Source organism: uncultured Nitrosomonas sp., assembly GCF_902826915.1.
Classification (GTDB): Bacteria; Pseudomonadota; Gammaproteobacteria; order Burkholderiales; family Nitrosomonadaceae; genus Nitrosomonas.
Genome location: NZ_CADEGP010000025.1, coordinates 1 through 26,918 on the forward strand (window position 1 = coordinate 1; position 26,918 = coordinate 26,918).

The window sequence follows — 26,918 nt, forward strand, 5'->3', positions numbered from 1 at the left end:
CATGTCTTCATCTTATGAAACTTCGGACTCCATGAAAATAAGCATACCTCAATTTAACTGTATTTCCAAAATAATAGAACAGTTAAGAGCACTGCAGTAAAACCTATGTTGCGTTACGTACCTTTGTGGAATTTACCCATTGCTCCCTAAACCTCGACTTCAGACCTCAAAATCAATTCATTTATATGATAATGAGCGTTCAAGCCAAGCTTGAAACATCAATATATTCCACAAATGATATTGCCAATTTCGTCTACCTGTAGAATGTTCCAGCCATTTCTGCCGAATAGATACTGGGTTGAAGAACCCTTCGTGTTTCAGGCGTGATTCATCCAGTAAGTCTTCGGCCCAATCGCGCAGCGGCCCACGTAACCAAGAATCAATCGGCACACCAAATCCCATCTTGGGCCGATCGATCAATTCTCGCGGCACATGCTTGTACAATACCTGGCGCAGCAACCATTTGCTATCACCATTTCGCAGCTTATATTTCATCGGCAGCCGCCAGGCAAACTCATAAACGCGGTGATCAATCAGAGGCACGCGCGTTTCCAAGCTAACAGCCATGGCTGCACGGTCAACCTTCGTTAGGATATCATCAGGCAAATAAGTGATCGAATCGAGCAACATCATCTGCTCTGCCAGCGACGGTAGCGTAGACAGACCACGAGTCAATTCAGTATCAGGCTCATCCATATTCAGAACAACATCTTCCGGTGCCCAGTGACTAATAAAAGTTCGATAGAACGAGGATCCGCTATCACAATTCAACAAGGCCGCGCCTTTATGCAACTTGTCGCCTGGTGCAGGCCATCGCTGCTTATTTGGAATGAACCCAGAAGCCAATCTGTACACGCGATCCCAAGTAGAAGGAGATATCGCCAGAATAGTGCTTGCGGCAGTTTTTCGCAACCTTACGGGGAGACAAGAAATCATTCCCCAAAGACGTGCGGCCAAAAAATAACGATCATAACCACAAAAAAGCTCATCGCCACCATCTCCGGACAAAGACACCGTAACGTGCTGGCGTGTCAGTTCCGAAACTAGAAATGTGGGTATTTGTGAAGAATCCGAGAATGGCTCGTCATATATTATCGGCAGCCTTGGAATCACATTCAACGCATCTTGTGGAGAAACATAGAGCTCAGTATGCTCAGTACCTAAATGACGAGCAACTTCCCTAGCGAATACAGCTTCGTTATAGCCATCTTCGTTAAAACCAATCGAAAATGTTTTAACGGGACGACGTGACTGTGCCTGCATTAGGGCGACCACCGTGGATGAATCCACTCCGCCGGAAAGAAAAGCGCCTAAGGGAACATCGCCCATCATCTGTCCTAACACCGATTGCATCAACTTTGACTCCAACGCATCGGCCGCCTCAACATCGGATGTAAACCTAAGTGGATCTGCAGTACCCGCAAACGCGGCTTCCTTCGCTGACCAATACGCCAAAGGCACGGGCTTCTCTCTTCGATGCAACGTATCAACTGAGAATTCTAGCCAAGTGCTGGGAGGCAATTTGAAAATATTCTGATAGATCGAATAGGGCGCAGGAATAAAACTATGCCGCAATAATAAGGCCAACGCACCTCGGTCAATGCTCCCATTGAAACCTGGAATTCTACACAACGCCTTCAATTCTGACCCGAATGCCAGCATACCACCAACATAACCATAATAGAGTGGTTTTTCGCCCATACGATCACGCGCTAGGGTTAGTTTTTTATCTTGTCTATCCCATAGGGCAATGGCAAACATACCAACCGTTTTTCTTAGCGTAGCCTCCATACCCCAACATTCGAATGCTGCCAACAAAGATTCAGTATCTGTATGGCCACGCCAATCTGGCGCGCAGTTTCGCTTTTCTAGTTCCTCGCGTAGTTCAAGATGGTTGTATATCTCACCATTGAATGCTATTACGAAACGCCCCGATGCCGAAAGCATCGGTTGATGCCCTGTAGACGAAAGATCAAGAATGGATAGTCTTCGATGAGCCAAGCCCACGAATGCATTACAGTCTAACCAGATACCTGAATCATCAGGACCACGATGTTCGATAACCTTACTCATTTGCCCCAAGACTCTTTCAAATTCAATTGGTGAAAAATTGCCGCCAAATACACCCGCTATTCCACACATCTGGGTAATTCCTTATTTATCATTAATATTTAGTAAGATACATACTTCTACCAAGTATCACAATGATCACAATGGAGCCCGAAATACTAAAGTGTGACCTGGTCAAGTAAAACCGGACACCTCAGTTAAGCTGCTTTTATCGATTTTGCTGCTTCTGCTTCATATTGATTTGGACTTTTGTAATCCAGGTATAAATGCAGTCTTTGGTTGTTATAAAACACAGCGATATACTGCAAAATGTCCTGCTGTGCTTCATGGCGGGTTTGGTAATGCCGCCATTGGCAGCGTTCCTGCTTGAGGCTGCCAAAGAAACTTTCCGCAACTGCATTATCCCAACAATTCCCCAGGCGACTCATGCTGCCGATAAAACCATATGCTTTCAGTAGATTGCGGTATGCTTTGCCGGCATACTGCGATCCACGAGTCCTGCTGCACAATCAACCCCGGCGGTGGCCGACGCAACCAGATCGCCATTCGCAATGCATCGCAGACCAGTGTCGCTTTCATCCGTGAGCTCATGCTCCACCCAACCACTTTCCTGGAGAACAAATCGATGACAACCGCCAGATACAGCCAGCCTTCCTGAGTCCAAATGTAGGTAATGTCGCAAACATAGACTTGATCCGGTCTGGCAACCGTAAATTGCCGATTCAATTGGTTCTCAAACACTGGCAATGGGTGATTGATGTCCGTCGTCACCTTGTATTTCTTCCGGTGTCTCACTTGTATCCCAGCTTTCTGCATTAGTTCTCTTGTCTTCCAGCGACTAACCCGATAGCCCAAGGCATTTAGCGCTCGTTTTACCCTGCGACTGCCATAGATGTAATCGCATGATTTTGCAATATTCTGCACAGCACCAATCAGTTGTCGGTGACGCAGATCATCCGGGCAGTTGCGGCGGCGTTGTTCATAGTCATAGTAAGCACTGCGACTCACACCCAATAGCCGGCACATCAAGCCGACCGGGCAGGTCTTTTACTTTTGGGTAATAAACGAATACTTCACTTCGTTTCTTTTGCGAAAAAGACCGCCTCCTCCTTTAATCGCTTGTTTTCTATCTTAAGTCGCCGGATTACTTCCTGCAGTTTCCCATTACCGCGGAATGCCTGACCATTAGTATCCGCCTGGCTCTCCCTGACCCATCGCCCAAGCATGTTAGACCTGATTTCCAGGCTCCTGGCCGCTTCTGCTATCGTTAATCCCTGATCAAATACCAGACTAATTGCGTCCAGTTTGAATTCCTTTATATATTGTTTCTTCGTTTCCATTTCTTCCTCCAATTAAGATTATTTTCTCTTAACTGGAGTGTCCGGGTCTATTAGACCTCAGCAGTGCCCCACGATACGCTTATAGCACACAAGCTACCGTTCCTTACTATCGCGTCCCCACACGGCATGATACGCCGCAATCATCTTTTTCAGACTGAAGTTCTCAATCACCCTCATGCGTGCCGCCTCACAACGAATCTGCCAGTCGGTGATGTTACCGCGCGTTGCCAAGGCAGACTGAATGGCCCCGGCAAGCTGCACCGAATCAGAAGGCGGTATTATCCAGCCGGTGTCACCAACAATGAAGGCGGCATCGCCCACATCGGTGGTGACACAAGGCGTACCACAGGCCATGGCCTCGGCCAGTACGTTAGGGAATGCCTCGTTACTCGATGATAGTACATGCAGATCCAGAGCGCTCATCACAGCAGGGACATCGCTACGCTGGCTGAGCAACAGCACTTCATTGCGCAGATTGTATTGTTCTAGCCAAGCGACAAGCTGGACATTGTCTGCGTCTAAACCATGCCCCACAAGCACGCAGCGAAACAGTATATTCCTCTGCTTGAGTAGGGTAAGGGCACGCAGTAGGTTTTCGTGGTCTTTTAGCGGGTTAAAGCGACCAACCATGCCAAGCAATGCCATGTCATGGTCCACGCCCCATTCCTCGCGCAGTCGTAGCCGCGTTGTAGTGTCTGGCTTAAAATGGTTCAGGTCGTAACCGTTGGGTATCACGACCAACTTGTCGATATCAAAGCCCAGTGTCTGTTGTGTTTCCCGTGCTCGCTCAGCACAACAGACAATACCGGCCGGTATCCAATGCGATAGACGGGCGTTTAAGTGCGCAATAGCAATGGTGGAACGGCGTGATTTGCCCGGCTCGAGCGCGCTACGAACGCCCCAGAACACTCTGTTCACTCCTGCTAATCGTGCCAACACGCCACCAACGATGTCGGCATGATACATCCAAGTTTGTACCACATCAGGTTTTAAGCTGCGGATCAATCGATACAATTTAACCATGCCAGATATGGTTACACGACCTTGCGGCATATTTAACTGATGGACTGTAATCCCCTCTTCGTGCAATAAAGTACCATATTTACCTTTGTCCATGAGTGAGAAAACAATGTGAGTATTTAACTCATCGTGAGAACACAATTGATATAAATTCTTTTCTGCACCACCATCACCAAGACCCGTAATTACATGAATAATTCTCATAAATGATTTATTTACTTAATAATATCGCACTACTAAGAAACATATGATGAATTATTCTTCCACATATGCGCAAGACCCGTCAGCTTAGATTTATTTTGTGACTTTATCAAACAGCTTATCCCACATGGTCAATATACTTTCTGGCGAATAACGCTCTCTGATTTCGATGGCCCTCTGCCCCATACGCTCGCGTGCTTCATCATTCCGCATCAATTGATCTAGTGCACTAGCGAGAGCAGGCACATCACCCACCGGACTTACCAGCAATCCGTCTACACCATGCCGGATAATATCGCGCGGGCCAGTATCGCAATCAGAACTCACCGCTGCGCATCCATATGCCATGGCCTCGACTAAGGTGTTGGGAAAACCTTCGGATAGTGAACTCATCACATACAAATCGGCACGCTGATACCAATCGCTCACATTGCCCGCACGACCCGGTAGATGAATTCGCGCTTCCAAGCCAAGCACTTGTACTTGCGATGCCAACGATCGTCGTAGCGGCCCTTCCCCAAGAATTACCAAGTCCCAGTTCTGGTGCATCGCCGCAAGCTCTGAAAAAGCTATGAGCAAATAATCAAAACCTTTATTCTCATCTATGCGGCCTACTGCAAGCAAGAGCCTGCGCTCTGGCGTGATCCATGATGTCGGAGCTAAACTGGGCTCGGATACTGCCAGCGGATAACAAGATGGATTAGGAATCACTACCCCACGCGCACGTGGAATTTTATCATTCAGCCAACTTAATCCCTCATTTGTAAGCATCACTACGCACGCTGCATAGGGGTAAGTCCATTTGCGCAAGCACTTATAAACCCAACCTACCGAGGCCATTGGGGGATATGTGTGCTCTGAAACAATCACGGAGTATTCACTGTAGTAGGATGCCACTAAGGCGGCGATATTTACATTGGAAAGAAACGACAACACTACATCGGGTTTGGTAGTCTTAATCAAGCGACGAAGCGCTAAGAGACGTTTGACCTGCCGTAGAGGACCTTGTCGATCGCTATGACCTGTCAGATCCGCTAGGTAGCACAGCTCGACGCCTTCCGAAAGCGAATAAAAACATTCGCCACGTTTGGAATAGGTCACTACCAGTGTGACTTGATCACCACGCTCTACCCAAGCATTAGCTAGGTTAGCAGCTACACGTTCAGCGCCACCGCTATTCATGGAGCTAACAAGAAACAAGATTTTTCTAATCATAGCAACGATCCAACAATAATTTTTTACGGATCATTTTGAAAAAATGAATGGATAAAATCCGAGCTAAACTATTGAGATCAGACCATAATCACCATAAAAAACATATAGCTTAAATTACTTACCCACCCAGAGTTTATAAGAGTCTGTTTTACCTGTCTCAACAGGTCGCCCCTCAAATAACGCCGCTTGAGTCCGCCCGATGGCCTTACGCTCTTCAGCCAGTAGTGATGCAAGTGTTATTATGCCTACAGCTTCACTCAACATAGTGTGACTAAAAAAACCTAAAAATGCAAAATAAATAGCAATCAAAACCAATGCCGTACCTGTGTCACATTCCTGACGCGACAAGCCATGTCGATATAAACGCATTCCCCTGATATAAATGATGCCTATAAACGACAAATAAAGAATGCCTCCAAATAGACCCTGTTCAAGTACTAGCATTAGGTACATATTATGTGTAGATTGTGAATAACCCCATGTTCTTGAGTCCGCATCCATCTTTCCTGCGCCAAATCCTAATAATGGTTCTTCCGTGAATTTTTGCCACCCAAGCTCAGCGACATGGCGTCTCTCATTTGCGCTGTCGTCATCCACTTCACTCATACTCTTAAAAAAACTCAGACGGTTCATCACATTTTCATAATTAATGTCGGGCGAACCGATTCCTCTCATAAACAACTCAGAGCAGATAGCAACACTTAATGGCGTTACAATTAACAATGCGATAAATGTTTTCTTGTTAAATTGTCCGCGCCAAACCCATACCGCTGTCACTAGAATCGCAAGCAAGAGAGATGAGCGAGAAAATGTCGGAAACACGCCAATGAGCATAATCATGGCCAATAGAACACGCATACGCATGTGCACAAATGGCATTGCGGCAATACACATCAGTATCAACGCATTACCCGCCATATTGGCATTGAGAAACCAGCCTGACGCGCGCCCCGGATTACTCAATTCATTATCAAAAGGAACAAAGAAGGCAGGTTTAAGAAAATCCACCCAGAAACATATAGCCGCAAATAAGGCACAGCCAAACCATATCCATACTAATCGGTGAAGATCTGTAGCTGACGCCAACACCAGACTAACCGCGAACAACAACATCATTAAAAACCTTACCCGCCATCCACGATTCTCAAGATCAAGATATCCATCGTCAATCAGCACCAACCAGAGTAAGCCGGTTATTGCATAAACCACAAACCAATAAAGCAGCGGTTCATTTAGCAAAGGATTCAACGCACTCGGACGTATAAAAATCAACATCGATGCCATTATGCCAGCTATTGCATAATACAATGTAGTCGGTGGTCCACCAAGTATGGTGTAATAATAATTAGGCCAATTGGTTAGAAAAATTATCCCCAGCACTGCCAAGCTGATGGAAGCAAACCAATGGCTTCTAGATATTCTTGTATTATGTGACATGAAGAGATTGCCTCATGTTTATAACTAACATTTAATAACCTGGCTTGAGACTTCCTCGTTAAAAAGTTTGTTCCACATGGTCAATATACTTTCTGGCGAATAACGCTCTCTGATTTCGATGGCCCTCTGCCCCATACGCTCGCGTGCTTCATCATTCCGCATCAATTGATCTAGTGCACTAGCGAGAGCAGGCACATCACCCACCGGACTTACCAGCAATCCGTCTACACCATGCCGGATAATATCGCGCGGGCCAGTATCGCAATCATAACTCACTGCCGCACATCCATGTGCCATGACCTCAACCAAGGTCATAGGAAAGCCTTCGTAGCGTGAACTCATCACATACAAATCGGCACGTTGATACCAGTCGCTCACATTACCCACACGACCCGGCAAGTGCACTCGCGTTTCCAGGGCATGTGTTTGCATTTGTAATTCCAGTGCCTCTCGTAGTAAACCTTCTCCAAGAACTACCAGGTCCCAGTCCTGGTGTGCCGCTACAAGCTCTGAAAAAGCCATGAGCAAATAATCAAAGCCTTTTTGTTCGTCCAAGCGACCTACTGCGAGCAGGAGCCTACGCTCTGACGCAATCCATGCTGCTGGAGCTAAAAAGGGCTCGGATATTGCCAACGGATAGGAAGATGGGTTGGGGATAACCACCCCTCGTGCACGAGGAATTTTATTATTCAGCCAGTCTAGCCCTTCACTTGTAAGCATCACTACGCGCGCTGCATAAGGGTAAGTCCATTTGCGAATTCGGTCCCAGAATAAGTTTGCCGGTTTCATCGGTGGATAATTGTGCTCCGTAGCAATTACTGGAATACCAAGCCTTATTCCGGCTAATATAGCAAGCACAGAGGAGGTAGTCATCACTGCTAGAACGATGTCTGGAGAAAGCCTGCGTAGTTCACGTCGGATAGCAATGACGCGGTGCAGATTTGAGAGAATCGCCTTCAAGATGCTGGAGGACTCCCCAGAGAGATCAAGTGCGATACGTGATATATCAGAACTCAATTCGTAGAAATCCATCGACTTCGGCGCAAGCGTAATCACTGTAACCTGCCAACCACACTTAGCCCATTCATTGGCTAGATTAGCAGTAACACGCTCCGCGCCACCGCTGCTCATAGAATTAGTAAGGATAACGATATTCATACTTATGATTATGGTCGGATTACTCGAAGCGCAGCAATATACAAACAGATTGTCGACCACACATACATTAATCCGGTTGCCAAAGCAATGCCTGGCACTCCCATCCATTCAGCTAACATAAAATTACAGAGCATTTTTACGAAGAGATTGGTGATTGCGAGAAACGCAATCACCCCATAACGTTGCTGGCTCGCCAGTAATTGTACCACAACTAGCCCAGCAAAATAGAATGGCACCTGCACGAGTCCCCAACGTAACACTTCCGATACACTATTGGTATCCGTAGCGTTGAATGCACCTCTCTCGAAAAGAATGGCAACAACCCAAGGCGAAAGCAACCAAGTAACCAGAGATGCACCAAACCCGAGCAGAAACATCCACGCACCCCATTGAAAAGCAGTTCTTCTGAGGTCGCCTACCCCTCTTGCAAACATGTCAGAAAAAACAGGTAAGATTGCCCTGCCGATCGCCATCGCACCCAAGGTCAACAGGAGCGCAACAACACGATGGGCGTAACTCAGAGTGGAAATTGCGCCGGCCCCAAGATTGGCCGCAGTGAATTGATCGATGATACCTGTGAAGCTCATTAAAGTTTGACTGATCGCCAACACTCCAATGGCATCCCAGAAACCTTTCCAAGCTGGCGAATGGAAACTAAAGTGTGGTGCCTGTAACTCACCTCGTTGTTTAAGAGGTACGGACAATGCTGCTAACTGGAATGCTGAACCCGCAAGGGTACCCCAAAGTAATGGTTCAGATACCCAAGATGAAGGCAACAACAACACCCCAAGCAATACCAAGGCTGGTATCGCCTCGAGAAGTGTATTACGATGGTGACCACCAGCCAACATCCAAGCGGAAAATAGGCTGATAATAAAGCCCAGTAGCACGAGCGGCGCAAGCACTCTAGCGAACTTGCTCGCCAAGTCCAATGTGGGTACAGATAGCCTCGTCCAGCCTGCATTCAAGATATAAGGAAGTATCCAATACATCAGAATGCATAGGAGAATACCAAATATCAATGTGAAGCCCAGCAGCTCACTCCTAAATCTAGGTATCTCCGATGGATCGTTAATTCTTAGACGTGCCGCAAGCGGCACCAACACAACAGTCAAGGCACTGAACCAAATAGTTGGAAACCAAGTGGTCAGAGTGAAAACGAAGATATAAGCATCCACGGTCTCGCTGATGCCGTAGCGCCATGCAATGGTCATTTCCTTCGCTGCGCCAGCCAGTTTTCCAACCAGAGCAAAGAAACTCACCAACAGAAAGCTGCCGGCAATACGGCGATGATGCGATTCCGGATTCACCATGTGACGGCGGATGCGATCAAGCCAAGCTACAACCATATCAATCCATTATCTATAAGGCTGCTCTTGATGCGCCGCAATGCTTCACAAAAACCGGACAGTTTAAGTTTAAATGAACGCCCCCGCCCCAAGGGGCGAGGTATCAGAGCTGTGAGATGTGGGAAGTTAGAAAAGTGCAAGCTGCCTATCTTCGTGTAGTTTTTGATACTCTTTCCCTTGTCCCTTAACATAGTTCCTTATCGTGTGTTCATCGCCATGACGACCAACAGTACTCGCAAAATAGCCATCACTCCAAAACTCACCGCCCCAGAGTTGTTTTTTGACATGAGGACACAAGCGAAATATCTCACTTGCTGTGATACTCTTAATCAGCGTTACCAGTTTTGTTACACTATAGGAAGGAACGCTTTGCACTAAAAAATGAACATGATCTTCATCTGTTCCAATCTCCAGAAATTTCAACTGGTAACGCTTCTCCAGCTCAAGACACACATCTCCCAGTCTCTTATCTATTGCCTTATCGAACACAGCGCGACGATATTTCGCTGGAAATACCAAGTGATAAAGCAATGTTGTTACGTTATGTCGCTTATGTATATATTCGCTCACGCGAATATTTTACGCCCCAAGGAGCGAGGAATTAAACCCGGAAGAGATTAAATCGTTACAGATTTAATTGCTACGTAACTTGACTACACTTTATTATTCGAATCCGCAATACACAATCATCCGTGTTTACGATTGTTTTGGTAAATCATTAAAAATATAATTATGTAAATCGCTATTAGGAAAGATGATTACCCAAGCTGTTAAGAAGATAATTTTAAAATCAACCAGTAATGAAGCATTTTCCTGATACCAAGCTTCCAACCTTCCTTTGTAAGGTATAATCTGTTTAAGATAATATTCTTGAGGATCCATACTGGTATTGGAAACCATCTTTTGTTCATCTCGAAAAACAATCGATCCAATACCTGTAATCCCAGGCTTGCAATTGTAAACTGATTTCTGTTGTTCCAAATTATATTTCTTAAAATCGACAAGCATAAGCGGTCTCGGACCAACAATGCTCATACTACCAATTAGAACATTGATGACTTGTGGTAATTCATTAATTTTAGTCTTTCGAAGGAAACTCCCAAAGGGAAGAACTCGCGAATCATTGCATACCGTAATACTTCCCATTCCAATTTTTTCGCTATCTTTTAGCATGGTAGCGAACTTCCAAATCTTGAAGCACTTATTTTTGAACCCTACCCTGTTTTGTAAATAGAACACTTCTCTTTCACCAGTGACACTTAAAATTAGTATTACTGGAATAAAAAGAGGTAAAAGAAAGATTAGCGCAATTAGCGCTAATAAAAAATCAAATATCCTCTTAAAAATTCTGTACATATACTTTCTTTATAGTTTCCGAAATACTAGTCAACTGTTCAATAGTGATATCCGTAGAGCATGGTATGCTTAAACATCTTTGATAAATAGAATTAGACAAATCATTTTCTGTGACATATAAATCATTTTTAAACATTGGTAATTGATTCATTGGAATCCAGAAGGGACGAGACTGCATTTCGTTTTCATTTAAAATTTTCAAGAGATCTTTCTGCCTTTCCGTCTTTATAGTAAACAACCACCAATTAGGGTTTGTATTTTTCTCAATGGATTGAAACTCAATATCCCCCACTCCTGACAACTGTTCCTGATAAAAATTCTTGATCTCATGCTTCAACCGAATGAACCTTTCAAGCTGTTCCATTTGTGCAACCCCTATGGCTGCACTGGTATTTACCAATCTATAATTATGACCAATTTCGTCATGAAAATATTCAAAACTATCCGCTTTTGCTTGAGTAGTTAAATGCTTAGCTTTTTTCGCTAAACCTTCATTATCTGTCACAATTGCACCACCACCACCACACGTGATTATCTTGTTCCCATTAAAGCTAAAGCAACCAAGTTCACCAAAGGATCCGGCATGCTTGCCATTATAGTAAGAACCCAAAGCTTCGGTCGAATCTTCTACCACCTTTAAATTGAACTTATTAGCAATAGATAATAGCTTATCCATATTGCACATATTACCCAATACATGAACAGGCATTATCGCTTTTATTAACGCACCATTGAGTTTTAATCTGGCGCCCTTCTCTTCTATCTGAGTGTTCTCCTCAAGAAATGACTCAAGCAGATTTAAATCCATTTGCCAAGTATTAGGATCAACATCTATAAATACAGGATCAGCTCCCGTATATTTTATGGAGTTTACGCTGGCTATAAAAGTGAGATTAGGTACAATTACACGATCACCTTGTTTAATATCTAAAAGAATTAATGAAATGTGTAATGCTGCTGTTCCATTAGAAGTGGCGACTCCATATTTGGAGCCGGAAAATTCGGCCAGCATATTTTCGAATTTAGTAACATAGGAGCCTACTGAGGAAATCCAGCCTGTATCTAGGCAATCTTTAACATATTTCCATTCGTTGCCAGAAATATTTGGTCCGGAAAGTAAAATCATGATTTATAGTATTAATTGTTTTATAAGTTCGTTCATCAGCATCATCCTATAGAATATAGGGTTTGTATTCGCTCGATCTGCAGCTACTTACGCAGGTATTAATAATAGATTTCTCCGCGCGCCCTGCACCTATCCTCGCGGTAAGACCACGGGGAATTGTAAGTTTAAAGTGAAGTTCATGCTTTTCTCTGCAGCAATATTAATTGCATGATTATCTGCGTGAATTTTTTAATCTCTTCCGGGTTTAATTCCTTGCTCCTTGGGGCGAAGGCTGGTTGAAAACCGGCAGTCTGAAGAGCGCTTTTAATACCTCGCTGCTTGCGGCGGGGTGCTTTATTTTAAGAAAACACCTGTATCTACCTGTGCCCAAAAGCAATTTTATGGAGTTATTATTTAAAAATAGCAAGTTCTATCAAAATTACCTTCAGCATACAACCATTGTGCACCTTGGTAATCTTAAGACGGCGAAACAACGATGAGACTTTAGTATTTAAATATTTCGAAATTTTTGACCATACGGATCATCGATGATCCGTGAATCCAGTATTTTTTTAATCTCTCGTATGCCATCAGGAACAGTTTTAGTGATTTTGAAACCTAATTCTTCTTTTATTTTTGTAAAGTCCACTCTATAGTCACGAGGATCTTCGTTCTTTGCTACATATTTAACTTCCCCGTCAACAAGTTTTTGAACCTCGCGAATGATCATGCCTTTTTGATAGTTTTCACTAGTGTCTCCTACACCAAAAACATTGGTCTTAACTTTCTCCGTAGGCGATTCTAATACTAGAATTGCTGCGCTTGACAAATCATCAACATGACAATACGGTCTCCAAAACTGTTCTCCCCATATTTCCTGGAAATGCTCTAAAACCATATTTCTTGTAAATTCATTTACAGTAAGATCAAATCGTATTCGTGGCGAGAATCCATGAACTGTAGAATATCTCAGTGAGGTAGCACACATCCTACTGTCCTTTCGTTGATTGAGGATATAATCTTCAAATTTAACTTTCAACTCTGCATATAGTGAAATAGGGTTTAGTGGAGAATTTTCATTCAGAAATCCATCGCTGTTCGCCATCTTGCCGTAGTTACTACAGGTAGATGCAAATACAAATCGATCTACTCCGGCCTGCTCAGCTGCATCAAAGAGTTTTATGGAAGCTTTCCAATTAGTTTCTTTAGCTTCGTCGCTAAATTTGGTACAAGCTGGATCACCAACTATCGCTGCTAGATGAATAATCCCATTTATTCCTGTTAATGCTTTATCTAAGTCATTCTGATTCCGTATGTCGCCTTTTATAAATTCAAATTCGGGGTGTTGCATTACATCATAAAGTGCATCACCGCCCCATTTGAGCGAGTCAATTACTCTTACGTGATATCCACCTTTAGCAAGTAATTGTCTTACTACTAAGGAGCCAATATATCCCGCTCCTCCTGTAACTAGAATTTTTTTCATAATAATTCCTAAGTTCCTATAATATATATCTTCTAATTGTCTTCATATTATTGAGGCGACATGTTCCCCAATTGCTAAAGACGCAGTAGCTGCCGGTGATGGTGCATTGCAAATATTAATAATGCGCTTATTATGCAATATTAAGAAATCGTCTACCATTGAACCATCTTTTTTTATAGCCTGTGCCCGAACGCCTGTTAAGCCCGGGAGTACATCATCGCCCGTAATGGATGGAATGAGCTTTTGAAGCGATTCGACATATGCCTTTCTGGAAAAGGACCGATGCATTTCCATACAACCTGCTTTCCAGTGCTTCATGGCTAATGAGAGAAATCCAGAATATGTCAAGGACTCAAATAATTCACTAACATTGATGTTGCTCTTCTGGTAACCCTCTCGACCGAGAGCAAAAACTGCATTCGGGCCGCATTTCACTCCTCCCTGGATTGTCTTTGTAAAATGAACTCCTAAAAAAGGAAAGCTAGGATCCGGAACAGGATATATTAGGCCCTTTATTAAGTGATTTGCATTTGGCTTTAGGTGGTAATATTCTCCACGAAATGGCACGATCTTATATTCCAGGTCATCAACCGTAATTCGAGCCAGTTTATCTGAGTAAAGCCCTCCGCAATTAATTACCTTGTCTGACTGAAATTCGCCTTTATTCGTTCTAATTGTTACACTTCTATCTCCATTATCTAAGTCAATTACTTTATGTTCAAAAAAGAAATCTACCCCTCTAGTATCTAAAAGTTCTTTATACTTCCTCGCAACCAACTTATAATCCGTAATACCCGTCTGTGGGACACGTATAGCCTTTATACCTGACACATAGGGCTCTATTCCTTTAATTTCCTGGCTACTTAGTAATTCTAAATCTTTTAATCCATTTTCAATACCTCGCTTATATATATCATCTAGTCCTAAAAGTTCCTTTTCTTCCGTTGCTACAATAATTTTGCCACAAAGTTCGTATGGAATATCGTATGCCCTAACAAACTCCAACATCAGGTCATACCCCCGTTTGCAATTCAGAGCTTTGAGGCTTCCCGGTTTGTAATAAATACCAGAATGAATGACTCCGCTATTATGGCCTGTTTGGTGCTGGGCAATAGTAGATTCTTTTTCTATAAAACAAATCTTCAAATCAGGGCTTTTCTTCAAAACTTGGAGTCCAGTAGCTAAACCAACAATTCCAGCTCCGACGATGGCTATATCATACTTCATATATTTATTTTATCTATATCATTCTTGATTGTTGGTTTGAGTTCATGTCTAATGCTACGTGCATAATTGCACGAGGAAATGGTGAATCACGAGCTTGATCGATTATCCACCTCCAGCCAAGATAGCTTGGAAAGTAACACGTAGCAATGCCGTGAAAAATCTGCGCATCCATTCTTTGAGCCAACTATCGTAGGCATTGTTGACGTCCTGAACGTATAGACCTTGGCAACGAGTAGAAAGATACCCGCGGCTAATTTAGTTGAGCGATGTACGATGACTATTTCACGAGCAGCAGCACCAATGTTTATCTTGTTGGTCTTTTCCGAAACAAAATCGGCAGCACCTCCAGTGCGATCACGGCAAATCAGCATAGGAATTTGTTCGTTGGATAGGTCACGTCTCGAAGCTCTTTCACCGCGCTTGAGTATAGCTGGAGCCATTTATTGGCTCTTACCCTTGAACAAAATTTAAGAAAAAATGCCCCGCCTGCTTCAGCGATACCAACTAATCTTCGCTGGATACGGTGGTGCTCACGAAATGACGTGTTTCGATGCGCGCCACCGGCTTTGGCGTTTTTACGACTGCTTTGCCCTTCAGTCATTTGCGGTGCGTATTCCTCCAGCCATTTGTTCTCTCTTGTTGCACAATAAAGCCAACGACGCTCCTGCCAGCGCATTGAAGGTATTCCTGCACGGCTCTCAATCAAAGTATTAATGATCTGGATTTGTCCTAATTGTTTCAAGTACCTCCTCCAATACTTTTTGTTATCTTCTAAAATCTGTTGACATTTCACATGGGTAGTCTAGATATCTACAAGCCATGAAAATCATGCTTTCGTAATTTATCTTCAGCCTGTCATGTCGCGTTGTCACTGCGCAATATTGCTCTAATTACGCAAAAGCGTTTTCCACCAAAAATCGATATTTATACAAGTTCCAGTCCAGGTCTGTATTAACTTTCAACGAATTGTGCTTTCTTGGTATTATAGACCCGACCAACTCCGTTCTTCGCAATCTGTTGCCGTATACGCTCGCTATCATAACCTTTGTCTGCAATGATCACTTCACATCAAGTAATCTGACAATCAGCTGCGGAGCTGCAGAACAATCATCCACCTCTCCATCGGCAATTCAAAACCCAACGAGAAAACCATAAATATTACAGATTCACTTACATCCAATTGTCAGCACGCCCTAGGAAAGATTAGCTACGTACCAATCCATAGCACATGTAAGGCCCTCATTAATAAAATGTGTGGGTTCATAACCCAGAAGATCCTTTGCCTTTGAAATATCCGCCTGAGAATGACGAATGTCACCTTTCCGGAATGCAGAATATTGGGGTTGGTGGCTACGAAGATCAGGAAATTTATCAATCAGTAAAGAACGCATCATTGCATAAAGCTGATTTAAGCTGGTGCGCTCATTGAGCGCAATATTGTAGACTTGGTTCACTGATTGATGTCTTCTAACCAGTGCCGCAAGTAAGTTTGCTTGAACCACATTATCTACAAAACAAAAATCTCTGCTAGTTTCGCCATCGCCATTAATTTTCAATGTATCATTCCTAATCAAGGCGGCAATCCACTGTGGAATAACTGCAGCATATGCGCCATTTGGGTCTTGCCTTGGACCAAATACGTTAAAATAACGTAGTCCAATAGACTCTGTACCATAACAGCGTGCAAAAACATCGGCATAAAGCTCATTGACATATTTAGTAACCGCGTATGGCGAAAGGGGTTGTCCTATAACTGACTCTATTTTTGGTAAATCAGGTTGATCTCCATAAGTTGAACTGGATGCAGCATACACAAATCGTTTAACAGAAACCTCACGAGAGGCCATCAGAATTTTCAAAAAACCTGAAATGTTGTTTTCATTCGTTAAGATTGGATCATTAATAGACCGTGGTACCGAACCCAGGGCAGCTTGATGCAAAACAAAATCAACATCTTCGCAGGCTATCCTACAATCATTGATTTCACAAATATCTCCTTCAATAAATCTGAGATTTTTCCAAGTATCATTCCCGACTATCTCTTTGACTTGATCGAGATTATGTTGATAACCCGTTGAGAAATTATCCAGACCAATAACCCTCTGGTTCAACTTTAATAAAGTTTCTAGAATATTTGATCCGATAAAGCCGGCGACCCCAGTAATGAGCCAGCAATATTGGTTTTCATATAATTCCTGCTGAATTCTTTGGTAAGATGTCATTTAGATAGTTTCTCATTTTAATAAAGCACCCCGCCGCAAGCAGCGAGGTATTAAAAGCGCTCTTCAGACTGCCGGTTTTCAACCAGCCTTCGCCCCAAGGAGCAAGGAATTAAACCCGGAAGAGATTAAATTAGAGTCTCCAGACTTTAAGTCCTTTTCTAAGGAATTCAGATTGATTGAACTGAGATTTAACATCAATAAGACAACCATTATTAACAATCTTAGATTGCAAGTCTAGTACGGTCTTGGAGATAAATTCCTGATGAGAAACAGCTACAATCATGGCCTCAGCACATGGAAGATTTTCCCATAATTCAAGTTCTATAGCGTATTCGTGTATTGCTTCCTTTGCGTTTGTTACAGGGTCGCAAACATGAATTTCCACACCATAATCTTGAAGTTCACGAATTACATCAATAACCTTTGAGTTTCTTAAGTCTGGGCAATTTTCTTTGAAAGTCAATCCAAGCACATTTACCTTGGCGGCATGTACATTGAAGCCAGCTTTAATGATCTGCTTAATAGTTTGCTCAGCAATAAACTTTGCCATATTGTCGTTAATACGGCGGCCTGCTAGTATCACCTGTGGTATATAGCCAACCATTTCAGCTTTATGCGTTAGATAATAAGGATCTACACCAATACAATGCCCGCCAACTAAACCAGGACGAAATGGCAAAAAATTCCATTTCGTACCAGCAGCTTCCAATACTTCCAGAGTATCAATTTCCAATTTATCAAAAATAATAGCCAGCTCATTCATTAACGCGATATTCAAATCCCGTTGGGTATTCTCGATCACTTTGGCAGCCTCAGCGACTTTAATACTTGAAGCGCGATAAACACCGGCAGTAATAATGCTCTCATATAACTGAGCTATTTTTTCTAGAGATATTTCATCATCTCCAGACACCACTTTAAGAATTGTTGTCAGCGTATGTTGCTTATCACCAGGGTTAATCCGCTCAGGTGAAAATCCAACATGAAAATCTTGTTTCCATTTCATACCTGAGTGCTTTTCTAATACGGGAATACAAACTTCTTCAGTTGCCCCAGGATAAACAGTAGATTCATATATAATAATTGCACCGCGCTTAAGGTATTTTCCGACGCTTTCACTGGCACCAATCAATGGTTTAAAATCTGGTTGATGTGCAAGATCAACTGGTGTTGGCACAGCAATAACAACATAATCAGCTTGCGATAATTTGCTTGGATCAGTAGTGACAGTTAATTGACTTGCTTGGCGCAGATCTTTAGTTGAAACTTCTCCTGTTGGATCAATGTATTGTTTATAGCTATCAATCTTGTTTACCGAAAGATCATAGCCAATTGTTTGCCTCTCTTTCCCAAATTCAACAGCTAAAGGTAAACCGACGTATCCCAATCCTACAACTGCCACTATATCCATAGCTATATAATCTCCTAGGTGTTTCAGTATATGATGCCATCATAGAAAGTTCTATTCAACAGTGCTCTATTAACTCATAGATGTTGTTGATAAACCAGCACAATAGAGAGTAGAATTCATGGCGCTGTCACCAATTGAGAAAACCCATTGTTAGTTTCGTTCGACTCCATAAATCGGTTTAAGTCATCAACATAAGCCGTCATCGTGTGTGTTCCGTCAGGAATGGTGTAGGGTGCACCATTAGTGCTAATAGTGGCAGATGCGCCAGCTGCCAAGGGCCCGTTTATAGCGCCCCAGGTCTTGTATTTACCATCCACTAAGTATGACATGCCGACAACTACGCCTGCAGGGGTCGCTGCGGTACCCTGATTTTTAACCGTGCTCGTGAAGATGCCATTGGCATAAGAAAGCTGCGTGACAATGACATCGGGGAAAGGCGTGGCGTTGCTGACCGTTATACCCACGCCTGGACTTGTTGTCGTGTTTCCATCTGCATCCCGCGCAACGGCTGTAATCGTGTGCGGACCATCGGCCACGGTCGTGCTGTCCATCGTGATAGTGTAAGGAGAAGTAGTGTCTTCGGCACCAATATTAGTGCCGTCAAGCTTGAACTGTACGCCTGAGACGCCAATGTCGTCAGCTGCATTAGCAGATAGCGTGATGAAAGAACCCGAAACAGTAGTACCTTCGGTGGGGGTAGTTATGGAGACGGTGGGACTTGTTCCGCCAACAGCAATCGGTACGGAAAACTGGTTGTTAGTCTCGTTCGACTCCATAAATCGGTTTAAGTCATCAACATAAGCCGTCATCGTGTGTGTTCCGTCAGGAATGGTGTAGGGTGCACCATTAGTGCTAATAGTGGCAGATGCGCCAGCTGCCAAGGGCCCGTTTATAGCGCCCCAGGTCTTGTATTTACCATCCACTAAGTATGACATGCCGACAACTACGCCTGCAGGGGTCGCTGCGGTACCCTGATTTTTAACCGTGCTCGTGAAGATGCCATTGGCATAAGAAAGCTGCGTGACAATGACATCGGGGAAAGGCGTGGCGTTGCTGACCGTTATACCCACGCCTGGACTTGTTGTCGTGTTTCCATCTGCATCCCGCGCAACGGCTGTAATCGTGTGCGGACCATCGGCCACGGTCGTGCTGTCCATCGTGATAGTGTAAGGAGAAGTAGTGTCTTCGGCACCAATATTAGTGCCGTCAAGCTTGAACTGTACGCCTGAGACGCCAATGTCGTCAGCTGCATTAGCAGATAGCGTGATGAAAGAACCCGAAACAGTAGTACCTTCGGTGGGGGTAGTTATGGAGACGGTGGGACTTGTTCCGCCAACAGCAATCGGTACGGAAAACTGGTTGTTAGTCTCGTTCGACTCCATAAATCGGTTTAAGTCATCAACATAAGCCGTCATCGTGTGTGTTCCGTCAGGAATGGTGTAGGGTGCACCATTAGTGCTAATAGTGGCAGATGCGCCAGCTGCCAAGGGCCCGTTTATAGCGCCCCAGGTCTTGTATTTACCATCCACTAAGTATGACATGCCGACAACTACGCCTGCAGGGGTCGCTGCGGTACCCTGATTTTTAACCGTGCTCGTGAAGATGCCATTGGCATAAGAAAGCTGCGTGACAATGACATCGGGGAAAGGCGTGGCGTTGCTGACCGTTATACCCACGCCTGGACTTGTTGCCGTGTTTCCTGCTGCATCCCGCGCAACGGCTGTGACCGTGTGCGGGCCATCGGCCACGGCCATGCTGTTCCACGTGACAGTGTATGGCGCTGTTGTAATTTCAGCGAGCGGATAGTCACCACTGACTAAGAACTGCACCCCTGACACACCGACATTATCAGATGCGCTGGCAGAGAGCGTGACAGAAGAGCCAGAAACAGTAATACCTTCGATGGGGATAGTTATGGAGACGGTGGGAGCTATAATGTCAGTTATACCGCCGGTAACTGGCATGGAGATCTGATTGTTAGTTTCGTCCAACTCCGCAAACCGCTCTGCGTCATCAACATAAGCCGTCATCGTGTGTGTTCCATCAGGAATGGTGTAGGGCGTCCCATTGGTACCAATAATGACAGATGCTCCTGCGGCCATGGGCCCGTTTACAGCGCCCCAGGTCTTGTATTTACCATCCACTGAATATCCTACGCCAACAGCTACACCTGCAGGGGTAGCTGCGGTACCCTGATTTTTAACCGTGCTCGTAAAGATGCCATTAACATAGGAAAGCTGTGTGACAATGACATCGGGGAGGGGATTGGCATTGTTGACCGTTATATCCACGCCCGGACTTGTTGTCGTATTTCCATCCGCATCCCGCGCAACGGCTGTAATCGTGTGCGGGCCATCGGCCACAGCCGTGCTGTCCATCGTGATAGTGTAAGGAGAAGTAGTGTCTTCGGCACCAATATTAGTGCCGTCAAGCTTGAACTGTACGCCTGAGACGCCAATGTCGTCAGAAGCATTGGCAGAGAGCGTGACAGAGCCTGCGACAGTACTGCCATTTGCTGGTGCGCTGATAGAGACTGTTGGTTTGGGGCCGGGACCGATATTGACAAACTTAGCAACAGATGGGACACCGCTTCCATTCAAAATGAAGAGCATGTAGTAACCCGGCGATGCCACATTGGGGTTTGGAGGAGCCGTGATGCTGAGTCCCCCAGCGGTCTGAGAAAAACTCAGATCGCTAATAACCTGGCTCTGGTTGAAAGCGTGGGTCACCGAAGCGATTTTCAGCATAGTAACCTTGGAGATTGTGGCAGCGTCTGGGGTATCAACCGAGAATGAGTCTCCATAGGTAATACTGGATGGCGCCGAGGTGATCGTTGGCCTAGCTCCCTTAAAAAGATATGGCGGTGAGTATATTTCGATCTCCGGTTGAAAGTCACCGCCCGTACTAAAAATCCGACCATCCGGCAGAAGTAGTGCTGTAGAATGATATCCGCGAGGAATTCCTGCGCTGCTGGCGAGCGTTGTCCATTGTTCGGTTACTGGATCCCACAGTTCTGCTGCATCCACATGACCGGTAGTATCATTAAAACCTGGCGAGGAGGTGCCGCCTGTGACTAATACAGTGCCATCTGGCAATAGCGTTGCGTTGAGATGTCTTCGGCCATATTGCATAGAGCCAACAACACGCCAAGTTGGTGATGCTTCGTTGAGATCGATGACCTCAGCCGTTTTCTTGGGGGGTTGCTGCCCGCCGCCCATCACCAGTATCTTACCTGGCGCATACATCACTGCAGACCCATAGTCACTGTATCCACTGCCCCTAGTCGCGACGAAGCTCCATGCACCGGTTCCAGATGTATCCAGATAACGGGTTGTCGCCGAGGGCCCAGCATTAAATAATTTTCCGTTTGGTGACAGAAACATCCTAGGGTAATCATCTACTTGGAGCTGAGCACTGGTAAGATCCCGCCAAGTACCCGTCGATACCTGAAATACCTGCGGCAGTGGGTTGACTCCAACTATAGTGTCAATATCACCAGAAATCGTCAAAACATCACCATTAGCTAGAGCGGTGGTTGTCGGATACCATCGGCCAGCGTTCATATCAGGAAAACTGCTCCACGTATCGGTTAAATAGTTGTACGTAGATGTTCGTGACAGCCCCACGAAATTAGAAACGTGTCCGCCAGCTACGAACAAGGTACCGTCAGCCAAGAATGTATGTCCAACACAGAAAAGGTCGTAACCCGGTTTACTGAGAGCAACCACACTATGGTCTTCGGGATCCCAAGTTCTGGGATCGTTGCCGGATACGCCATTTCCTGGCCAGACCATTATCTTCCCTGTCGGCAACAGATTGGTATGGACTGGAAAGAAGGGTAATCCCGGCAGGATCTGTTCCCATTCTCCGATGAGATCAGGTGCCGCCCTTACTGTAGTGGCACAGAACCCTCCTACCAGGACAGCGACAGTGTTTATAATAAATATAAAGTTACGATTAAACATTATCTAGAGCCATCCAATTGCGGGTTTAGTCGGAAGATTTGAAGTGAAAGCTCATGAGTATCATGTGGGTGACTATCATGGGATGCGTTCTTATCGTGGCCAATTGCGGCAATGATCCCATGGGAGCTAATCGCGATTGCATGAGAGAGTACGAAGCCGGAACTCAGCAATAGCAAGTCGTTCAAATCCTGCATGCCTCTTTGATTTGTCCATACGAATGCGCGTTCCTCGGATGTATGCCCCTCACTGTTATAGCTTGAGACTCCAACCACCGTACCTTTATTATTGATTGCTAGCGCTTTACTCGACGTCTGATTAGGAAGTGTGCCTAGATCCTTGATGGCGCTCCCATTAGGCCAGAGAACGGCGTGGTACCGGTTACTCTCCTCATCGCCGGAAGTTCCAACGACATCACCCTTGTTATTAATACTTAACACTTCACTCCAATGATCGCCAGGAAGCGTGCCTAGATCCAGAGCAGTTTTGTCGGAGCCGCCACTCCATAGCACCGCACGCGGCCCTGAGTCGATGTCACACACTCCCGCAACATCCCCATTGTCGTTAATTGCTAGACCCCGGCATGACTTGCTAATGGACAGTGCTGGTAGCGCCAGAATTTCACCTGCGGGGCTCCATATAACAGCTCGAACTCCAGTGGGTCCACTCGACCACCCAGCAACCTTTCCTGAACCACTAATGGCCAACGCTGCGCTGCCGGTATCGCCTGGAAGCATTTCAAGGAGAACAGGTTCGCCATTTTGCCCGAGACGAAAGGCGTGCATTCCAGTGTCTGTATTTGTTGAGCCTACGATTTTAAGCCTATTATTGATGCCGGAAGCAGTGCTATAATCCCCTCCTCCCTGCGATTTTATAATCTCTAGCTGTCCGCCATTTTTCCAAATTACGCCATTTGGGCCACGGTTATCTTCCCTCTTGACTGTCCCCACAATATCGCCACTGTCGTTCATCGCTCGCGCGATACGCTTCGATCCCATGGGTATAATATCTACCTGCGTAGCTATATAGGTAGTGATTTCAGCAGCTTTGGCGTGTTCAGCAAGAACCGCTGCGAGTCCCGCGCAAAGCAAAATCACAGAGATTATCCGAAAGGGTATTTGCCACAACAAGCTAAGGATATCCCTCTGGAGTGATAAGTGCTGATCAACGCATAATAATAACCTAGCAGTGGCATAGAATTGCTGCAGCTGCAGATCAAGCCTTTGATGCCATATTTTGGTCATTTCCATTTTATCCTTATGATAGATTCAAGTAATAACTGCAATCAAGCTATAGTACCAACTGCAACAGTTAATGTTTATTGGCAAATTTAGCGAGCTCCATATTCAGAGTAAACTTCTACTGGTGATCGGAAGCCGAGAGATTTTCTCAGTCTCGTATTTAAACTCCATGCAATAGCGTCGAGTTGTTCTTGTGTGTAGCTGGATAAATCCGCTCCTTTAGACAAATACTGGTGCAATAATCCGTTGGTGTTCTCATTGACCCCCCGTTGCCAAGGTCTGTGTGGATCGCAGAAATAAACAGCCACGCCGGTTCGCTCAGTCAGTTGCGCATGTTTGCTCATCTCACGCCCTTGGTCGTAGGTGAAGGTTTTGCGCAATTCAGGAAGAATTCGCTGAGTGCCTCGCTGAAACTATCCAGGGCTGATTGTGCCGTGCCATCGGGCATCTTGGCCACCACCATCAAGGTAGCGCGTTCAACAAATGTACCAACTGCAGAACGGTTCCTCGCGCCTTTGCCTTTGCTCCCCAATGCCCTGGAATCAAACGATCCGTCACTTCCGGCGCGCGCAAATGAATACTTTGCATTGCCGCGATGTGGCCATATCCACTGGCAACAAGAGTCTTGGAACGCCCGGATCCAGCGTAAGCAAGCGATCAATTCACGCCGCAGCTCAACTCGCGGCATGGGCATACAGCGTGTAGTAAATCGTCTCGTGGCTGATTCGGTGTTCTGAATTGTCCGGGAACATGCGCTGCAGTGTGCCTGCAATTTATTCAGATGACCAATTATATCCCTTCACAATCTCAAATAACTCGTTACCCATCACCAGCTTCAATTCCTTGCATGGCTTTAATCTTAGCCGAATAGCCCGTGCCCCAACCAGCAACGCAATGTAACCACATTCAGTACCCAGGATACGTGCGAGTTCTCGTGAAATTGTACTGGGTAAACGTTTCAGAAATTTTCCTATTTTCCCCAATCCACTACCTTCTTCTCCCATTAACATGATCACCGCTCTTTCTTCAGCATTTAACTGCTTGTACTGCTTCTCTATTTTTTCCATCTCAACATCTTAAACTCTTCTAGGTGTTGCAGTTGATTATTAAGCGTGCCGGGTATTAACTTCACTCTTCAACCTGCTGGTTTTCAACCAGCCTTCGCCCCAAGGAGCGAGGAATTAAACCCGGAAGAGATTAAAATAATTCGACTACTCTTTAGATTCATAGGAATCTATCAAAGATTTCTTATGACGTACATAGCATTTTTGCCCTCTAAATCCCAGGACATTACGGTAGTCCTTGCAGGACAAATGTCCTGGTTTTTGGGACGCTCAGTTGTTAAAATTATCCGATTGAAACTGTCACTCGCGATCAATAGGAAGAATCTCTGCGATAGACTCTATTGCAAAAAATAGTCAAATTAGGGGTTCTACGTCTAAGAGGACATAAAAGAATAGGGTGTATTTTTTTCAAATCCGGCCGCCATTCTACCCCTGCTGAAAATAATGGACACTTTTTTATCGTATAAAATGACGAAAAGAAGGAGTTTAGAATGAGCAGGAAACTACATGAGAATTACACAGCAGAATTTAATCTCTACCGGGTTTAATTCCTCGCCCCAAGGAGCGAGGAATTAAACCCGGTAGAGATTAAGTTTTACGCCAAAGCAAAAAGTTTTTAAAACCACACAATTACTTTGTGAACATGTTTGTTAGAATCTACATTATGTGTGGTAAATTGCACCGTTTAATGTGTTCCTGTGTGCACACTTTAACACTTGATCACATATACACAAATTTGCTGTCTGTTGGAAATTGGATTTTATGTCTGTAGATTTAAAGAATTTAATACAGTCTCCCAGACATACTGAAGCTCATAACTGGATCGACATTGAAAGCGCACCAACTTTACATTGGCACTCTGACAAGCTTTTTCTACAAACGCATCTCTTTTTATCACTTTACTCTGGTTGTGGTTTTTGTCATAAAGTTCAAGAACAGCTACAATGGCCAATGTTTTTTTAGGCTATGTAGTAATTAACTGTTGAAATTGTCTTGTTCTTCCAAGTGATCTTAGAAAACAAAGTGTTGGTGTAACGTTCTGACCGAGACGGTCAATCATTCTATGCCACCCCAGATAACTTGCAAGATAGCGTGTTGCCACACCATGGAACTTCGCCATCCATTGTCTGAGCCGACTGCCATAAGCATTAACATGCTGAATGTGATAAACATCGTTGATGACTCGTTGACCTGCGGCAATGTTAACCGGACGATGAACAATTTTTGCATTCCTGGTGATCTGTCTGTAGACGGGCATTCCATCTGTGCAAAGAATGACATCTTTGCTTAACAAAGGGATAAGCACTGTTCCGATTTGTTCTGCGCTTGTGTCACGCAGTATACGATCATCAGTTTCACCATGACGATCTCGTATCACTAACACGGGTATCTGTTCTTTTGATGTGCCACGCTTGGCAGCTTTTCCACCTCGTTTGCGTGCGGCTCTCGGTAAATGATGTTGTCCCTTAAAAGATTCCAGAAAATACATTTCGTCAGCTTCAACAATGCCATTCATTTTGTTAGATTGATGGATTGCAGGCGCTCGCAAAAAACGATGACGCCATTTAAAGCTCGTGTTTTCGGTGATTCCGCACCTGATCGCTGCTTTACGTACACTTAACCCTTGAACCATCGCTTTCATAATCAGACCATTTGTCTTTGTGGCGTAATCGGGCCAACGCAGTGCCTGTCAGGGCATTAAACGTGCGATTACAGTGGCGGCATCGATAGCGTTGCAACTCACTCGCTTTACCCCACCGATACAGCTTTGTTCCCTGACAATAGGGACAAATTCGTTCATCACTCTGCCCTTGTTCAATCAATTCTATGATCGTATCAGCACCGGCTTTTCCTTCTAATCTCTCTCGAAGCTTGTCTCGCTGACTGCGGCTCATTCGCTCAATCGATTTTATCCAATCTTTGAATTCAGATGCTTTCATCATGCATACCTCTTTTTTGCATTCCGATACACATTTGACTCTCAATTCAACAATTGATTGCTACAGAGCCTTTTGAAACTGCTGCTCGCAAGATAGCGATTGACGGGAATTTTT

Annotated in this window: 17 protein-coding genes and 5 pseudogenes; all 22 read right to left on the bottom strand. The window is 44.6% G+C overall.

Translation table 11 applies throughout. The features are described 5' to 3' along the window. Positions 1-177: 177 nt before the first annotated feature. Complete coding sequence (gene asnB, locus QZV86_RS06155) at positions 178-2,142, bottom strand: asparagine synthase (glutamine-hydrolyzing) (RefSeq protein ID WP_295625077.1); 1,965 nt, start codon at positions 2,140-2,142, stop codon at positions 178-180. Between the two features lie 125 nt (positions 2,143-2,267). Next, positions 2,268-3,410, bottom strand: a pseudogene (locus tag QZV86_RS06160) (IS3 family transposase). 93 nt (positions 3,411-3,503) lie between these two features. Beyond that, on the bottom strand, positions 3,504-4,634 hold the full coding sequence (locus tag QZV86_RS06165; protein ID WP_295625079.1) for a glycosyltransferase: 1,131 nt from the start codon (positions 4,632-4,634) through the stop codon (positions 3,504-3,506). Between the two features lie 90 nt (positions 4,635-4,724). Then, entirely contained in the window at positions 4,725-5,846 is a 1,122-nt protein-coding gene (locus tag QZV86_RS06170) for a glycosyltransferase family 4 protein (protein ID WP_295625081.1), read from the bottom strand. 114 nt (positions 5,847-5,960) lie between these two features. Further along, on the bottom strand, positions 5,961-7,283 hold the full coding sequence (locus QZV86_RS06175; protein WP_295625083.1) for an O-antigen ligase: 1,323 nt from the start codon (positions 7,281-7,283) through the stop codon (positions 5,961-5,963). Between the two features lie 24 nt (positions 7,284-7,307). Beyond that, a complete protein-coding gene (locus tag QZV86_RS06180) occupies positions 7,308-8,441 on the bottom strand; it encodes a glycosyltransferase family 4 protein (RefSeq protein ID WP_295625085.1) in 1,134 nt (377 codons plus the stop codon). A gap of 8 nt (positions 8,442-8,449) precedes the next feature. Further along, complete coding sequence (locus QZV86_RS06185; protein WP_295625087.1) at positions 8,450-9,790, bottom strand: lipid II flippase MurJ; 1,341 nt, start codon at positions 9,788-9,790, stop codon at positions 8,450-8,452. 126 nt (positions 9,791-9,916) lie between these two features. After that, positions 9,917-10,360: an IS200/IS605 family transposase gene (gene tnpA, locus QZV86_RS06190; RefSeq protein ID WP_295625089.1), complete on the bottom strand. Its 444-nt coding sequence runs from the start codon at positions 10,358-10,360 to the stop codon at positions 9,917-9,919. A gap of 126 nt (positions 10,361-10,486) precedes the next feature. After that, positions 10,487-11,146, bottom strand: a complete 660-nt coding sequence (locus QZV86_RS06195; protein WP_295625091.1) for a sugar transferase — start codon at positions 11,144-11,146, stop codon at positions 10,487-10,489. Continuing rightward, positions 11,130-12,272 carry a LegC family aminotransferase gene (locus QZV86_RS06200; RefSeq protein ID WP_295625093.1) on the bottom strand — a complete coding sequence of 381 codons (1,143 nt, stop codon included), beginning with the start codon at positions 12,270-12,272 and terminating at the stop codon, positions 11,130-11,132. Before QZV86_RS06200 ends, QZV86_RS06195 begins: the two co-directional genes overlap by 17 nt. Positions 12,273-12,762: 490 nt before the next feature. Next, the gene (locus QZV86_RS06205; protein WP_295625095.1) at positions 12,763-13,737 is read right to left on the bottom strand and encodes an NAD(P)-dependent oxidoreductase; all 975 of its coding nucleotides are present in this window, start codon (positions 13,735-13,737) and stop codon (positions 12,763-12,765) included. Between the two features lie 42 nt (positions 13,738-13,779). After that, positions 13,780-14,964, bottom strand: coding sequence for an L-2-hydroxyglutarate oxidase (lhgO, locus tag QZV86_RS06210; RefSeq protein WP_295625097.1), 1,185 nt, complete (start codon positions 14,962-14,964; stop codon positions 13,780-13,782). Between the two features lie 97 nt (positions 14,965-15,061). Next, positions 15,062-15,218 (bottom strand): annotated as a pseudogene (locus tag QZV86_RS06215) (IS1595 family transposase); the annotation flags it as partial. A 110-nt stretch (positions 15,219-15,328) separates the two neighbouring features. Further along, entirely contained in the window at positions 15,329-15,706 is a 378-nt protein-coding gene (locus tag QZV86_RS06220) for a hypothetical protein (protein ID WP_295625099.1), read from the bottom strand. 22 nt (positions 15,707-15,728) lie between these two features. Continuing rightward, a pseudogene (locus QZV86_RS06225) lies at positions 15,729-16,085 on the bottom strand (transposase); the annotation flags it as partial. A 72-nt stretch (positions 16,086-16,157) separates the two neighbouring features. Continuing rightward, on the bottom strand, positions 16,158-17,186 hold the full coding sequence (locus QZV86_RS06230; RefSeq protein ID WP_295625101.1) for an SDR family oxidoreductase: 1,029 nt from the start codon (positions 17,184-17,186) through the stop codon (positions 16,158-16,160). A 130-nt stretch (positions 17,187-17,316) separates the two neighbouring features. Continuing rightward, positions 17,317-18,597 carry a nucleotide sugar dehydrogenase gene (locus tag QZV86_RS06235; RefSeq protein WP_295625103.1) on the bottom strand — a complete coding sequence of 427 codons (1,281 nt, stop codon included), beginning with the start codon at positions 18,595-18,597 and terminating at the stop codon, positions 17,317-17,319. A gap of 116 nt (positions 18,598-18,713) precedes the next feature. Continuing rightward, positions 18,714-22,562, bottom strand: coding sequence for an Ig-like domain-containing protein (locus tag QZV86_RS06240; RefSeq protein WP_295625105.1), 3,849 nt, complete (start codon positions 22,560-22,562; stop codon positions 18,714-18,716). Continuing rightward, complete coding sequence (locus QZV86_RS06245) at positions 22,562-23,803, bottom strand: hypothetical protein (protein ID WP_295625107.1); 1,242 nt, start codon at positions 23,801-23,803, stop codon at positions 22,562-22,564. Before QZV86_RS06245 ends, QZV86_RS06240 begins: the two co-directional genes overlap by 1 nt. Positions 23,804-23,889: 86 nt before the next feature. Then, positions 23,890-24,867, bottom strand: a pseudogene (locus QZV86_RS06250) (IS30 family transposase). A gap of 757 nt (positions 24,868-25,624) precedes the next feature. After that, the gene (locus QZV86_RS13795) at positions 25,625-25,816 is read right to left on the bottom strand and encodes a DUF2726 domain-containing protein (RefSeq protein ID WP_366925690.1); all 192 of its coding nucleotides are present in this window, start codon (positions 25,814-25,816) and stop codon (positions 25,625-25,627) included. A gap of 12 nt (positions 25,817-25,828) precedes the next feature. Beyond that, positions 25,829-26,804, bottom strand: a pseudogene (locus QZV86_RS06255) (IS1595 family transposase). Positions 26,805-26,918: the final 114 nt, after the last annotated feature.

Coding starts and splice junctions, on each gene's coding strand:
- QZV86_RS06235 (WP_295625103.1), bottom strand. CDS start 18,597: ATGGATATAGTGGCAGTTGTAGGATTGGGATACGTCGGTTTACCTTTA.
- QZV86_RS06195 (WP_295625091.1), bottom strand. CDS start 11,146: ATGTACAGAATTTTTAAGAGGATATTTGATTTTTTATTAGCGCTAATT.
- QZV86_RS06205 (WP_295625095.1), bottom strand. CDS start 13,737: ATGAAAAAAATTCTAGTTACAGGAGGAGCGGGATATATTGGCTCCTTA.
- QZV86_RS06180 (WP_295625085.1), bottom strand. CDS start 8,441: ATGAATATCGTTATCCTTACTAATTCTATGAGCAGCGGTGGCGCGGAG.
- QZV86_RS06175 (WP_295625083.1), bottom strand. CDS start 7,283: ATGTCACATAATACAAGAATATCTAGAAGCCATTGGTTTGCTTCCATC.
- QZV86_RS06245 (WP_295625107.1), bottom strand. CDS start 23,803: ATGACCAAAATATGGCATCAAAGGCTTGATCTGCAGCTGCAGCAATTC.
- QZV86_RS06200 (WP_295625093.1), bottom strand. CDS start 12,272: ATGATTTTACTTTCCGGACCAAATATTTCTGGCAACGAATGGAAATAT.
- asnB (WP_295625077.1), bottom strand. CDS start 2,142: ATGTGTGGAATAGCGGGTGTATTTGGCGGCAATTTTTCACCAATTGAA.
- QZV86_RS06240 (WP_295625105.1), bottom strand. CDS start 22,562: ATGTTTAATCGTAACTTTATATTTATTATAAACACTGTCGCTGTCCTG.
- lhgO (WP_295625097.1), bottom strand. CDS start 14,964: ATGAAGTATGATATAGCCATCGTCGGAGCTGGAATTGTTGGTTTAGCT.
- QZV86_RS06165 (WP_295625079.1), bottom strand. CDS start 4,634: ATGAGAATTATTCATGTAATTACGGGTCTTGGTGATGGTGGTGCAGAA.
- QZV86_RS06170 (WP_295625081.1), bottom strand. CDS start 5,846: ATGATTAGAAAAATCTTGTTTCTTGTTAGCTCCATGAATAGCGGTGGC.
- QZV86_RS06230 (WP_295625101.1), bottom strand. CDS start 17,186: ATGACATCTTACCAAAGAATTCAGCAGGAATTATATGAAAACCAATAT.
- QZV86_RS06185 (WP_295625087.1), bottom strand. CDS start 9,790: ATGGTTGTAGCTTGGCTTGATCGCATCCGCCGTCACATGGTGAATCCG.